The 13,692-nt window shown below is 63.7% G+C and carries 13 protein-coding genes and 1 pseudogene; 9 read left to right on the top strand and 5 right to left on the bottom strand.

Annotated features, from left to right (window positions below):
* Positions 1-194: 194 nt before the first annotated feature.
* Positions 195-1,097 (top strand): IS982 family transposase, encoded by a 903-nt coding sequence (locus tag WBP48_RS08395; RefSeq protein ID WP_424438891.1) that lies wholly within the window; start codon positions 195-197, stop codon positions 1,095-1,097.
* Between the two features lie 169 nt (positions 1,098-1,266).
* Here WBP48_RS08395 and WBP48_RS08400 read toward each other — a convergent pair whose 3' ends face one another.
* Entirely contained in the window at positions 1,267-2,391 is a 1,125-nt protein-coding gene (locus tag WBP48_RS08400) for an acyltransferase family protein (protein ID WP_424438894.1), read from the bottom strand.
* Positions 2,392-2,486: 95 nt separating this feature from the next.
* On the opposite strand from WBP48_RS08400, the gene WBP48_RS08405 reads away from it, so the two are divergent.
* The 7 genes from WBP48_RS08405 (at position 2,487) to WBP48_RS08435 (ending at position 11,136) form a co-directional block, all read left to right on the top strand.
* A complete protein-coding gene (locus WBP48_RS08405; RefSeq protein WP_424438897.1) occupies positions 2,487-3,968 on the top strand; it encodes a hypothetical protein in 1,482 nt (493 codons plus the stop codon).
* A 139-nt stretch (positions 3,969-4,107) separates the two neighbouring features.
* Complete coding sequence (gene kdsA, locus WBP48_RS08410; RefSeq protein ID WP_424438900.1) at positions 4,108-4,986, top strand: 3-deoxy-8-phosphooctulonate synthase; 879 nt, start codon at positions 4,108-4,110, stop codon at positions 4,984-4,986.
* 35 nt (positions 4,987-5,021) lie between these two features.
* Positions 5,022-6,029 (top strand): KpsF/GutQ family sugar-phosphate isomerase, encoded by a 1,008-nt coding sequence (locus tag WBP48_RS08415; protein ID WP_424438903.1) that lies wholly within the window; start codon positions 5,022-5,024, stop codon positions 6,027-6,029.
* 14 nt (positions 6,030-6,043) lie between these two features.
* Positions 6,044-7,186 carry a cytidylyltransferase domain-containing protein gene (locus tag WBP48_RS08420; RefSeq protein ID WP_424438906.1) on the top strand — a complete coding sequence of 381 codons (1,143 nt, stop codon included), beginning with the start codon at positions 6,044-6,046 and terminating at the stop codon, positions 7,184-7,186.
* A gap of 12 nt (positions 7,187-7,198) precedes the next feature.
* A complete protein-coding gene (locus WBP48_RS08425) occupies positions 7,199-8,470 on the top strand; it encodes a hypothetical protein (RefSeq protein WP_424438909.1) in 1,272 nt (423 codons plus the stop codon).
* Between the two features lie 43 nt (positions 8,471-8,513).
* The gene (locus WBP48_RS08430; protein WP_424438912.1) at positions 8,514-9,401 is read left to right on the top strand and encodes a hypothetical protein; all 888 of its coding nucleotides are present in this window, start codon (positions 8,514-8,516) and stop codon (positions 9,399-9,401) included.
* 211 nt (positions 9,402-9,612) lie between these two features.
* Positions 9,613-11,136 carry a polysaccharide biosynthesis tyrosine autokinase gene (locus tag WBP48_RS08435; protein WP_424438915.1) on the top strand — a complete coding sequence of 508 codons (1,524 nt, stop codon included), beginning with the start codon at positions 9,613-9,615 and terminating at the stop codon, positions 11,134-11,136.
* 16 nt (positions 11,137-11,152) lie between these two features.
* Here WBP48_RS08435 and WBP48_RS08440 read toward each other — a convergent pair whose 3' ends face one another.
* From WBP48_RS08440 to WBP48_RS08450, 3 genes are read right to left on the bottom strand one after another with little or no spacing between them, the layout of a single operon-like run.
* Positions 11,153-11,893 carry a hypothetical protein gene (locus WBP48_RS08440; protein WP_424438918.1) on the bottom strand — a complete coding sequence of 247 codons (741 nt, stop codon included), beginning with the start codon at positions 11,891-11,893 and terminating at the stop codon, positions 11,153-11,155.
* A gap of 24 nt (positions 11,894-11,917) precedes the next feature.
* Positions 11,918-12,268 carry a transposase gene (locus WBP48_RS08445; RefSeq protein WP_424438927.1) on the bottom strand — a complete coding sequence of 117 codons (351 nt, stop codon included), beginning with the start codon at positions 12,266-12,268 and terminating at the stop codon, positions 11,918-11,920.
* A complete protein-coding gene (locus WBP48_RS08450; RefSeq protein WP_424438921.1) occupies positions 12,153-12,608 on the bottom strand; it encodes a transposase in 456 nt (151 codons plus the stop codon). Before WBP48_RS08450 ends, WBP48_RS08445 begins: the two co-directional genes overlap by 116 nt.
* Before the next feature lie 406 nt (positions 12,609-13,014).
* Between WBP48_RS08450 and WBP48_RS08455 the strand changes: the two genes are divergently transcribed.
* The gene (locus tag WBP48_RS08455; protein WP_424438924.1) at positions 13,015-13,236 is read left to right on the top strand and encodes a hypothetical protein; all 222 of its coding nucleotides are present in this window, start codon (positions 13,015-13,017) and stop codon (positions 13,234-13,236) included.
* 3 nt (positions 13,237-13,239) lie between these two features.
* On the opposite strand, the pseudogene WBP48_RS08460 reads toward WBP48_RS08455, so the two are convergent.
* Positions 13,240-13,599 (bottom strand): annotated as a pseudogene (locus tag WBP48_RS08460) (transposase); the annotation flags it as partial.
* Positions 13,600-13,692: the final 93 nt, after the last annotated feature.

Here is a 13,692-nt window from a genome sequence, read left to right on the forward strand (position 1 = left end):
ACGGTCATCGTCGTGGTTCCTTTCGAGATGGATGTGAAGAGTTCTCTCGAAGGATCACACGGTGACCGTCGCCACGTTCACAGCGACGCGGCCACCGGATCCGTACACCACGCTATTGGACGCAACCTGGCCTGTTCGGCGGTGACGCGGCGTGGGTGCTGTTAACGAGGGGCGGAGGGTGTTAACCCCGGTGTGTGAAAACTGAACTCAACACCCTCCTGATCACACTGTACGTCCATCTCGATGACCGGATCCTCCCGGCTATCGGCTTCACCCGGGATCATTCGCCGGGCCGCAAGCCCGCGCTCAACGACGTGGAGTTGCTGTGCCTGCTGGTCGCGCAGCACCTGCTCGGCATCGCGTCAGACCGCAAGTGGATCCGGCACGCGCGCAAGCACTTCATCGGGATGTTCCCGAACCTGCCCCGCCAGTCCGGATGGGGTAAACGCGTCCGGCAGTCCACCGGACTGCTGTCCGCGGTGATCACCGAGCTGGCCCGCGACACCCCGTCCTGGGGCGAGATCACCCGACTGGTCGACTCGACCCCGCTGCCATGCGCCGCGTCGAGGGAGACCGTGAAACGCTCCGACCTGGCCGGGCACGCCGGCTACGGGTACTGCGCATCCCACTCCCGATACTTCTGGGGATTCCGGCTCTACCTGCTGTGCACCCCGGAGGGGATGCCCGTGGTCTGGGGGCTCGCGAACCCGAAGGTCGGAGAACGAGAAGTCACCGAAGCGCTGCTCCGACACGACCGGCACCTCGTCCACCCCGGTCAGGTGATCGTCGGCGATAAAGGGTTCGCCGGCCGCGAGTTCGAGACCTTCGTCACCGACGACCTCGGCGCGCACCTGATCCGCCCCGACCGCAAAGACGAGAACCCGCGTTTCGGGAAACTCGGCGGCATCCGGCAATGGGTCGAGTCCGTGTTCGACACCCTCAAAGGCCAGCTCACCCTCGAACACCACGGCGGACGCACCATCGCCGGTGTCTACTCCCGCGTCGCCGCCAGACTCCTCGCCCTCGCCGCCGGCATCTGGCACAACTGGCTCATCGACGCACCCAACAAGCGATCCCTCATCGCCTACGACCACTGAAGACGATCGGACTCACTCATCTAGTGTCGCGTTCGGGTGCGCGTCGCGCATCCGCTGTGTCGAGGCGGCTCCCGCATGGGAGCTAGACGCGACAGTCTGCTAGGCACTGTATCCGATGAGCCCTCCACGGACTCAGTGTCGGCGAGACGGGACCGGCTCCCATCGGACCCTACGGAGCTGCGGACGCACCCTCTGGCGAAGCGCTGGTCGCCCGGCCCCGAGTACGCACCGGGGAGCGCTTGCGCAGCGCAAGAGCCGGCCTCTCAACCAAGAACCAGCTCGCTACAGCGAACGGCACCGTGATTGCGAGCGCGAGCAGGGAGAAGCCGAACACGCCGAGGTATCCCAACCCGGCGACCGCCAGCAGTTGCTGCACGGGGAAAGCAAAGATGTACACACCGTACGAGATGTCGTTGCGCAATTGTGCCCACGACGGTTGAAAGAGGCCACCCAAGATGATGAGGCCGATCGCCGCCGTCGGCGCCTGCACGATGTTCCAGCCATTCGGAATCCACGCGCTCGCCCCAGTCACCGCGAGCATGGTCACCGCGACGCTCCATGATCCGGGGATCCGATGAGCGTGCTGAGCAGCCAGGGCGCCGGCGAGGAAGAAAATGGAAAATCGGCCGGTCCGCGCGACCGCTTCGACGTACATGGCGGGAAACATCGACACGACGTTCAGTAGCACAGCGAAGCCAAAGGCGGTCGGGAGGATCCATCTCCGGCTCGTCATCCCAAACAAGCCAAGCACCATGAGCGCGAGGTAACAAAGAAACTCCCAGGCGAGAGTCCAGAGCGAGGCGTTCCAAACATCTGGATAGGGAACGTTCGCGGGTGTGCCTGCTATGTCCCACTGGAGCATAGCCAGGCTCACGTTCTTGACCACGTATGTGAGGGACTCCCAGGAGAAAGCCTGGGCGAATGCATCACGGCCCTGGATCGCCACCGATATCGGCGCGAAGACAAGCGCGACGATGACGAGGCAGGCCCAGAAGGCCGGGTAGATGCGGACTACGCGCGCGAGCAGGAAGGATGTGACGTGGGGTCGTCGCGCCCAACTCTGATAGATCAGGAAGCCGGAGATGGTGAAGAACCCGTTTACTGGGAAGTTGCCGATGAGGGTCTGAATCCCCCCTCCTGGATAGGTGATGCCCGCCGCCGCGTAAGTGTGAAAGACGACAACCGCCGACGCCAGAAACAACCGGATGAGGTTGAGACTGTTTGAGCGTCCACGCACATAGAGATCGGCCACAGTACGGGGCGATCCGGTTCGCAACGCGCTGAGTCTGCTCACACCGGGAGGATACATCGCTCATGTTTCCCGCAATCGCGCGCCTTTCGATGAACCGCGGACGGGAACTTACGTCGCCTGCCAGTACTCTTGACCCCATGCCTCGGACTTGGGAATCGTCGCGGAGCGTGTGGGCGCTCCCGCTGGCCCTCCTGGCCGCGGCCGTCGTGCTGTTCCTCGTCCGCGACGTCCCCGACACCATTGCGCTCGTTCTGGCGAGTTCGGTCGCCGTAATCGCCCTCGTAGGCGCCCTGCAGTCGGTGGCGTCCGGTCTACGACCGGTCGCCGCCGCGTTCTATATTTTCACGTTCGCATGGCTCGGCGTCGGGCCGATCATGCAGATGAGCATTCGCAGAGTCGCGTGGGGTGATCTCACGATCCTGAGCGACACAGGTGCGATGCGGCACGCTCTCGCTCTCACCGCGCTCGCGGCAGCCGCATTCTGGGTCGGGAACCGACTTGGGCAACGCAACGAGCGTACTCGAAGAAGACCCCCGACGCACTCGACCGTCCGGACCCCCATACAATGGCTACTTTCGGTGGCACTGATCGTCGTAGGCGCCAACGCCATCCGGGTGCTGGGGATGTCCAACTACTTCGTGGCACGGACGGAACGTGCCGAGGCACTCAACAATGCTGGCATCGGTTCGGCGAGTGTCGGCGGCGTCGAGTACGCCCTCTACACCGTTCTCCCATCGTCGTTGGCGATCGCCGTTCTCCTCCTCGCGATTATTGGGCTAAAGAGCACCCGATGGCAGGGTAGGAGCGTCGGCATTTCGCAGTGGTTCCATCTCGCCCTCGGTCTTGCCGGGTGCGCATTCTTCGCCAACCCGGTCTCGCAAACGAGGTTCATCGCTGTGATCGCCATCGGCGGCGCCGCCCTTCAGTTGTTCGAGTGGCGTAGCCGTTTCTCGGGATACCTCTTCCTCGCCGGGGGTCTCGTCGGCACCCTGCTGGTCTACCCCCTGGCCAATGCGTTCCGGTACGCGGGCTCCTCTTTGGGCGACGTGACACAGGACACCTTCGCTGGCGCTGACTTCGACGGTTTCCAGCAAGTCGTCAATACGCTTCGCTTCGTGGAGACGCACGGGTACACGTGGGGAAACGAGTTGCTGTCGTCCGCGCTGTTCTTCGTTCCCCGTTCATTCTGGGAATGGAAGGCGATCCCCGCGAGCGTGCGGGTCGCCGAAGACGCGGGTTACACGTTCACCAACCTGTCACTTCCCTTGCACGCCGAGCTTTACCTGCAGTTCGGGCTCATCGGCTTGGCGCTGGGAATGCTATGGCTCGGGTGGATTTCCGGAAGGTTGGATTCCGAGTGGTTGACGCACCCTCGATCGAAGTGGGCGCTCTTGGCTCCGGTCGCCGCTTTCAGCATGTTCGGTCTTCTTCGGGGCCCGCTGGGCGCCCAGGTGCCCGCGTTCGCAGCAATCATCATCTTCCTTGTGCTCGCGCTCCGTTCGAACTCGTCAGCCGCAGAGGTTACGGGCTCGAGTTCCACTAACCGGCGACAACGCGTACCGCAACCCTCGCGGTCGCCGAGCAGCGCGGCGCTACGCGGCGGCCGCACAACTCGATGAGCCTCAGTACGATCAAGTTCGAGGAACTGAACTACGCTCTAGTTCAGGGCAACGATACGCCCGTCGCGGCCTAGCCCCACCCTCCGGGATACCCAGGCCTGTTCAGCCGGTGCGTGATTCCCCACGGCCGATCTTCCGCATGGAAACGAGGAAAACTGTGAGCGAGAACCCCCCGCGTATCGACGTCGGATTCGGGGTGGAGGTCGCCAATGACGCTCCATTCGTGCTGTTCGGCGGCATCAATGTCATCGAAGACCGCGATTCCACACTGCGAACGGCCGAAAAGTACCGCGAGGTAACCGATCGACTCGGGATACCCTGGGTATTCAAAGCCTCCTTCGACAAGGCGAATCGCACTTCACTCAATTCCTATCGTGGTGTGGGCCTCGACGCGGGTCTGGCCGTTCTCGCAGCGGTGAAAGAGCGGTTCGCGGTACCGATTATCACGGATGTACACGAGATCGCGCAGGCGGCACCCGTAGCCGAGGTCGCCGACGTCCTCCAGATTCCAGCCTTCCTTGCTCGGCAAACAGACCTCGTGTACGCGATCGCGGAGACTGGCCGGGTTGTCAATATCAAGAAGCCGCAATTCATCAGTCCGGCCCAGATCGCGCACATCACCACGAAGATCAAAGACGCGGGGAACGAGCGGATTCTCCTATGCGAGCGCGGATCCCAGTTCGGTTACGACAATCTGGTGGTCGATATGCTCGGTTTCCGCGAGATGCGAGAGGTCACCGGCGAGTTGCCGGTCATCTTCGATGTGACCCACAGCCTTCAACGACGCGAGCCAGGTGGCGGCGCTTCTGGCGGGCGGCGGCGCCAAGTTGCCGAGTTGGCCAGGGCGGGCATGGCTGTCGGCGTCGCCGGCCTATTCGTTGAGGCGCATCATGACCCAGATCACGCCAAGTGCGACGGTCCGAGCGCTTTGCCGCTCGGGCTACTCGATCCATTCCTATCGCAGATGCTCGCGGTGGACCGCGTCGTGAAGTCGTTCCCGCCGCTCTCGATCGCATAAGCGTCTCAGATGACCGTAGTACGTGGCGAACAAGGATGGCGATGAGTACGGATACCGACGACACATCGTGGAGAGCTACTATGCCGCCAACGGATAAGGACCGCAAGCAGCGCGCTATACACGCAAGAGAGGCCGCCGAGCGTGTCCTACGAATCGAAGCCGACGCCATCCTGCGAATCTCCGAACGTGTCGATGACGAGTTCAGCAACGCCATCGAAGAACTCCTGCACGCCGCCGGCCGGGTTATCGTCTGCGGCATGGGAAAGTCGGGCATCATCGCGCACAAGATCTCAGCAACCTTGATGAGCACGGGTACGCCGAGCTTCTATATGCACCCGGGTGAGGCATACCACGGCGACCTCGGTATGGTGACACCCGAGGACGTCTTCATTGCCATCTCCAATTCCGGTGAGACAGGCGAGCTCGTCCGACTGCTCCCTTACCTTCGCGACAACGGGAACCTCCTCATTGCTATGACCGGAAACCGCAACTCCACAATCGCGCAGGCGGCACGCTTTCATCTCGACGTACGAGTACCCCAAGAAGCCTGCCCACTGCAACTCGCCCCCACTGCCTCGACGACCGGGGCACTTGCAATGGGCGATGCGCTGGCCGTCGCTCTCATGGAGGCGCGGGGCTTCACCGCCGCCGACTTTGCCCGCTACCACCCCGGAGGATCGCTCGGACGCCGACTCCTCGCCCGCGTCGAAGACGAGATGTCGGCCACCGCCCCACCCATCGTCGAGGCAACGGCAAGCTTCTTGACGATCGCGAGCCGCATCGCCGACGCCGGCCTAGGAGTCGCCGTATCGAAATCGGGTGCTGAGTGGGCGATCATCACCGATGGCGACCTTCGACGCGCGCTGGACCGCTTCGGCAAGGAGGTGTTTGCACTTACCGCGGAGAGCATCATGAGCCGCGATCCGCTGTCCGTGCAGACAGGCACGCGCATCGAGGATGCCATGCTGAAGATGGAACGGGCGGGCGTTGCATCCCTTCTCGTCTTCGATGGCGATGAAATGGTCGGAGTGCTGAAGAAGTGAGGATAGTCGCACTCGTGCCGCTGAAGCTCAACAACGAGCGCACGCCAGGTAAGAACACCCGGCTCATGCACGATGGGATCCCCATGGCATCCCATCTGTTGCGAACGCTTGCCGAGGTCGAGGAGATCGACGAGGTCGTCGTGTACTGCAGCGACGAGAGCATCGCCGAGATGGTCGAACGAGACGGAGCCACCTTCCTTCGGCGTAGCGCGACGCTCGACACCGCGCAGACGACTTCGAACGACATCCTCTCCGCGTTTACCGCCGCAGTTGATGCGGATCTCTATATCCTCGCCCACGCCACGTCACCCTTCCTCTCCACCGCAAGCGTCCGCGCCGGAATCACCGGTGTGGTGAGCGGAGGCTACGACTCAGCACTCACAGTGCGTCCGACACGAGACTTCTACTGGTCGGATGGAAGGCCGTTGAATTACGATCCACGACGGATCCCACGCACTCAGGATCTTCCTCCTATGTTCATCGAGACGAGCGGCTACTTCATGTTTCGCCGCGAGGTGTTTACCGAAAGCGGCCGCCGCGTGGGTGACCGCGCACTCCTGGTGACCGTGGATGAGATCGAGGCCGTCGATATTGATGAGGAGGTCGATTTCGCAGTTGCCAATGCACTCCTCGCGCACGGTCTCGTTCGGAGAAGTTTTCCGCGCCGCGCTGGCGGGGAAAAGGGCGACGCGCGCATCAGAGCGCTCGTAATGGATGTGGACGGCACTCTCACCGACGGCCGTATCACGTTCGGCACTGCTGGGACGGAGACCAAGGCCTTCAACGTGAAAGATGGATTCGGCATAGCACAGTTGTTGCCGCGCATCGGCATCGTTCCCGTTATCCTCACCGCACGACGATCAGACGTGGTGATCCGCCGAGCCGCGGAACTCGGGATCGAGCGCGTCTACCAAGGGGTCGCCGACAAGGCGAAGCACCTAGAGGAGCTGGCCACAGATCTCGACATCCTCCTCAAACAGATCGCCTACGTTGGAGACGACCTCAACGACCTCGAAGCGATGAGCGTTTGCGGACTCACGGCGTGTCCGGCTGACGCGGTCGACACGGTGAAGAGGCAAGTTGATGTCGTTCTGTCGAGACCCGGCGGACAGGGAGCGGTGCGCGAGTTCATCGAGATGCTGTCCGAGCGTGCGTGACCCGGGGCGCCCGTGACCGACCCACATCCCGCTGGGAACCCCCTCTCCCGACTGACCTCCGCGCTACGCGGCGCTGGGAGTCTTGCGCTGGGGTTCTCCTTCTCGACGCTGTTGCTCGCGCTGCTGTCCCTCATCATGATTCCGGTGATGATCTCCGCCAGCGGCGCTGATGTCTGGGGGCAGATCGCCTTGGGGCAGAGCGTCGCGGCATTCCTCTCCGTCGTCGTCGGCTGGGGATGGAACGTTGACGGACCGGCTCGCGTGGCTCACGCCAGCACCGCAGAACGGGCGATGGAGTTTCGCTACTCCGTGAAGGCGCGCCTCCTGCTCCTAGTCCCGACGATTGCGCTTGCGCTCCTGCTCGGCGTTGCTCTGAACCCCGGCGACCCCCTCCCTGTCATGATTGGCGGCACAATTAGTGTGGTTGGCGGTCTCTCCCCGCTCTGGTTCTTCGCGGGAATTCGCCGCCCCTACGCCAACCTTCTCCTCGAGACTGTCCCGCGGGTTGTCCTGAGCGTGATCGGGATCGTCATGATGTTGATGGGTGCCTCGGCGGTCATCGGCGCCGGCATGCAAGCGGTTTCCATGATCGTCTCGGCGGCCATTGCGAACTGGTGGGTCCTGCGAAGCAACCCGCGCCCCGCATCGGCCGAGACGGAACGGCTGTCTCGTGTGCTCTGGTCTCGGCGTCATGGCCTAAGCGCGGGAATCCTGTCAATGGCCTACGCGGGTGCCCCCATAGTCATCGTGTATCTCGTTGCGCCTGGTGTCCAGCCGGCCTTCGCACTCTACGATCGGGTCGCTCGCCAGATCGGCACAGGTCTCTCACCGATCATCACTGCAATCCAGGCTTGGGTCCCGACCGTCCGCAAATCTCGGCAGCAGCTGAGCTTTGCTCTCGTCTGCATCGTTGCCTCCGCCGTCCTGGGTTTGCTTGTCCTGTGGCCCATGATCGGCCCGCTTGTGCACACGCTCGGGAGCGGGACGATTCCCGTCGATACGCTCACCGCACTACTAGTCGCGGCTTCGATCGCCCTCGCCTACCTGGATGCGGTTGTCGTAAAAGCAGTCCTACCTGTGGTCGGGCGCTTGAGCGTCGCGACCGTCTCGCTGGCCCTGGGAATGGTCGTCGGGCTACCGCTCGTTGCCGTGGGTGCATGCTTTGGTGGTACCGCGGGTGCTCTTGGAGGGGTGAACTTGGGTCTTCTACTCCGCGTAGTACTTGTCCTCTCGGTTAGCTTTCGGACGATCCGCTCGGCCAACAAGTCGTTCGGCACCAGCTAGGCTCGTTCATGGTGATGTCGGCAACGGAAGCAGGAAAACGCCAGTGCATACAGTCTTCGCTCGCCCTCCAAAAGGTAAGCGACCGCCGAAGCTCGCCAGCGATGACTATTACGGTTCCGGTTTCTGGCGAAGGCCGCTGAACACCGCCCGGGCCTGGGTGGCGCGTTGCTCGGCTCCCTTGCGTCACTTCGCCTACGGCCGCTCCGAAGACGGCCGCCGAACATCCGCAGTCATCAACGAACTCCACGATAGTCAGCGCGGGCTGACCGGGGTCATCGTCTGCAATGGACCGAGCATCGCCAACACCGACCTCGCTCTGCTTGCGGGCCGACCCCATATCGTCCTCAATAGGGGTTACCTGCTCGAAGGCCACGTCCCCACGCCGCCCACGATCTTGTGCGTCCACGACCCCCTGGTCCTCAGCCAGTTCGGCAAGGAGATCTCCCGAGTTCCTTGCCCCATCATCGCTCACACGCACGGCCGCAAGGATTTCTCGCGTCGAGATGGAGTGGCCTTCCTGCAATCCAGTCGAACGTGGCGTTTTGCAACCAGGCTAGGGCTGAGCTCACACCACGGCGCGACCGTCACCTTTTGGGCACTCGAAACAGCATTCCATCTCGGCTGGGACAAGGTGCTCATCGTCGGCATGGATCACACCTTTCCGAAGACGACCGCTCCGAGCACGGTGGAAGTGATCAGAGGATCCGACCGATTCCACTTCTCGGCCGACTACTATCCCCCCGGAACAAAACTGCTCACGCCGGATGTCGAAGCCATCGAGTATTCTTACATGCTCGCGCGCTCCGCCTGGGAAAGCGCAGGACGGAGAGTAGTCGACTGCACGGTAGGTGGCGCCTGCACCATCTTCCCCAAGGGCGACCTGAAGGAGGAGTTGCTTGCGTCAAGTGGGGTCTTCGGCGCGGAAAGCTGACGTGAAGTTGACGACGGCTTCCGTGAGGAGCCATCGACATCTTGCCAAGCGAACGAAGTTCGGGGGGACCTACCAGGAGCGGACCGCTATGATTGCGCAAGCGTGCCGGATGCACATCTGTGCGGTCGCTTTCGAACAACGACCTTCTCGGTTCGAGCACACGAGCTTTCTGAGTTCGGCGGCGGCGACCGAGTAACTGAGAGTGGGGACCATGGAACTCCGTGACTATCTGCGCGTGCTGCGCGCCCACTGGATCGGGGTCGTTGTCCTCACGCTAGCCGGGGTGAGCGTGGCCTGGGGCTGGGCTGCCATCCAGCCCCGGATCTACACCGCTGACGCCACAGGCTATGTGTCTGCTGTGCGCGACGCGGACTCCGGCGGTGCCGGCAACGCGAGCCTCGGTGACACGCTTGCGAAATCGAAGGTCAAGTCCTTCGTCGACATAGGTGAATGGCGCTCGGTGGCCGACCACGTCATCACGGACCTCGACCTCGACACGACTCCCGAAGCACTCGTCAAGCAGGTCAGCGTCAGTTCACCCCTCGACACGGTCATTATTCAGGTGACCGCAGACGCGTCCAGCCCGGAAGAGGCACGCGAACTGGCGGGCGCATGGCTGGACGGAATGGCAGCGGAGGTGCAGAAGCTCGAGACGAGCGACGGCGCTATCGGCGCCACAGTCGAACTAGTTCCCGGCCAGTCCGCACAGCTGCCATCCAGCCCCAGCTCCCCGAACACTCGATTGGCGCTCATCATCGGCGGACTCGTCGGGCTCGCGCTCGGCATCGGATACGCGGTATTGCGGTTCGTGTTCGATCGCCGAATCCGTTCCGCGGAGTCGGTCGAACGCGAGACTGGACTCAACGTGGTCGGCGCGATTCCCGATGAGCGAAGCTTCACGAAAGAGAGCCGACTCATTCCACTGGACGGCGGGAACTCGTCGTCCAGCAAGTACGTGCACTTGTACGCCGTCTCTGAGGCTATCCGTGAGCTGCGCACCAATATCCAGTACATGGATGTCGACAATCCGCCGCGTTCCATCGTTATCACCAGCTCACTGCCCGGCGAAGGAAAGTCAACGATCGCGGCCAATCTAGCGATAACTCTCGCGTCAAACGGGCAGCCGGTGGTGCTGATCGACGGCGACTTGCGGCGCCCGATGATCGCCAGCATCTTCGGACTCGTCGGCGAAGCCGGGCTTACCGATGTCCTCGCCGGTCGAGCGACCTTCTCCGACGTGGCGCAGCAGATCACCGCGGGCAAGCTGATCGCCCTGGCGTCTGGTCGCGTGCCCCCGAACCCCAGCGAGTTGCTCGGATCTCAGCGCATGCGGGACCTCATCGCCGAACTGAGCAAGCACGCTTTCGTCATCGTAGACGCCCCGCCGCTCATCCCTGTGACGGACGCTGCGGTCCTCTCTCACGCGACCGATGGTGCGCTCGTCGTCGCGACCGTTGGCCGAACAACCGTCGATGCTCTCGCGAAGGCTCACCAGAACCTCGATCGCGCGGGGGGACGCGCTCTCGGCGTTGTGCTCAACCGTGTGCCGCGTAAGGGTGCCGGCGCAAGCTACTACGGCTACCAGTACACAGGAAAGTACTACCGGGCGGCGTCGGTTGAGGGGGACGCGGCAAGTACGGTTCCCGATAGCACCGCAGACTTGTTTGCAGACCAGTCCGGCGAATCCGCAGACGCAGCGAGCCGACGGCGCGAGCGACGAACCGCGCGCCACTGACGACTAAGCTTGTCGTTTAACCTGGTGAAGGCTGTTTTCCGACGGGTTGGATGGCGGCTTTGACGTGGTTTCGGCTGCCTTTGGGGCGCCCGGGTCCTGCTCGGGAGGGTTTCGGCGCGCGCGCGGGACGGGCGGCTGTCGCGTGGATGCGTCGGTAGCCTGCTCGGACTCTGCCGGGGGTCAGTTCCTCCGGGGAGAGGGGACGCTGCCAGGGCAGCCGGTGATCGGCGGCGATCGGGCGCGCGAGGCGGAGTTGGGTGTGCGTGGCGATGAGCAGAGCGGTCCACCGGTCGGCGGCTTCCGGGTCGCGTAGCCGGGCGCGGGTCCATCCGAGGGTCTGCTTGAGGAATCGGAAGGTGTGCTCCAGGTCGAACCGGCGCAGATACATCGACCACCAGTGATCGAGTTCGGCGTCGTGATCGGGCGCGGGTTTCGAGGCCCACAGCCAGACTGGTTTCGGGTCGCGGTCACCGGGCAGGCGCTCGACCTGCAACCGGATCACGGTGCCGGCGATGATCGGGAGGGGCCCGTCGTGACCGGCCCAGCCGCCGCGGCCGGTGATCCTCGGGTGCATCCGGCTGAACGCGATCGCCTCCGCACGCCCGTACCTTGAGGTGTCGTTCGCAGTGGCAAAGGTGGGCTCCGGGTAGCTGCCGGTGTCGCGGAGTGTCAGCTTGGCGCCGTGGCGTGGCGGGCGACCCTTCGTCGGGCCCCGGCGTGGTCCGGCCGGGGCGTGGAACACTCGGTCCGAACGCATCCTGCCCACCAGCACGACCGGGTGTCAACGTCGGCTGAATTTTGACCCCTTTTCGTCGGCGAGCAGGAACGCCAGCCGGGCCGTGTCGTAACCGGCATCGAGGACGACCAGGATGTCCGGATCACCGCAGCGATGATGCCCGGCCCGCGCCAATTCGCCGATCACGGCGCGCAACTGCGCGGCGGTGACGGCGGTGAGGTCATCGGCAGGGCGCAGCCGGACAGCGTCCAGCAGAGCCGTCCACGATGTCGCCCCCGCCTCAAGCGCGGCAACGAACGAGTACGGCCAGCCCGGGATCATATGCGCCTGACCGCGCCCCCGCGCATAGGTGTGACAGAACGACCGGCCCGGGCTGGTGCCCGCGTCCGGGCGCAGCCAGTTCTGACACGTCCACGCCCAGCACGAGCCGTTCCCGCCCGTCCGGTGAGGCGATCTTCGGGACGGGGCACGAAGCGACAAGCGCACGCAGCCGATCGGTGTCGATCACCCCGCATGCCAGCGCGTCATACAGAGCGCCATGTCCGCGGCGATGCGCGGGATCCAGAGACAGCCTGGCCAGATCCGTCACCGGAGCCGCCATGCAGGCGATCGCGTCCACGAGCTCGGACAGCACATCAGCCCGGCGCTCGAAGCACTCGTACAAGCCGATCCGGAAACCGTCGAGCACACCGGCGCGCCCCGGTAGCGATGCGTGCAGCGCCTGGTCGATAATCATTGAAGCGGCCGCCGTTCTCGAAGCTCTTGCGTAGACAACAAGAAGCATCGAAGACGACGGCCGCTCCCTCGCCACGACGCGCCGCACTCAGCAGCAAACCCTCAACCAGAGGTTAAACGACAAGCTTAGCCTCGATTTTTCATCGGTCCGCTGGGTTGGTCTGGTCGGCATCGTTGCCGGGGTCGTGCTGTCGATTTTGGCGTGAGGGTACGACTGTGACCGCGTTGCGCTGCGGTGGCGGGTGCTCATCCCGGATAACGCGCCGACCGCGTCGAACCAGATCAGCAAGACCGAACGGGCCCGTGATGTGAACGCGTCGTATGCGGAGTTCCTCGAGTAGTACCGGGCGGCCGCGGTCCCGACCCGCGCCTACCGGCCCCGCGAGAAGGGCAACGTCGAGGCGGAGGTGAAGGTCGTCACGAACTGGGTGATCCACTACCTCGCCGACCGGCTGTTCACGTCCCTCGACGAGCTGAACGACGCGGTCGCCGTCCAGGTCGATGAGATCAACACCAAGACCCCGTTCCGGGGTGAGGGGCGCAGCCGCCGGGACTGGCTCGAGGAGCGTGAACGAGGGGCTACGTCAACTTTCGCCGACGAAAAGGGGTCAGATTTCAGCCGACGTTGACAGGCGCTGCCCCTTCGGGACCAGCATCGGCGTGAACGTCCCATTACGGTCCCGCGGGACAGCCAGTTCGATGTCACCGACCTCCGTCGAAACGGTCTTCACGGTCGTGCCGTTGCGGGAGTTCGGATACAACGACGCTTCCGCGTCGCCCCGCTCGTAACCGACATGCTCGGTCAACTCGGTCTCAAGGCCCCGCTCCAAAGCGGCCTTGAGCATGCCCCCGAGCAGCCCATACTCACCCGTGAGCGCCTCGCCCGCGTCGATCTTCGCGAAGATCTCGTCCATCGCGCCCGACGCCTTCAACGAATCAGCAAGCTCCTTCTGACGCCGGCGACGCTCCTCGCGCTCCGGACTGACAGCCATGGTCTCCATGATGTTCTCCTTCGAGGTGATAAGCACCCCTTACACAGACCATCTGACACCCCCTGAACGGCAGAGCTGCTCGAGTTGCCCGCG

This window comes from Microbacterium sp., from assembly GCF_049661145.1.
In the GTDB taxonomy this organism is placed as follows: Bacteria; Actinomycetota; Actinomycetes; order Actinomycetales; family Microbacteriaceae; genus Microbacterium.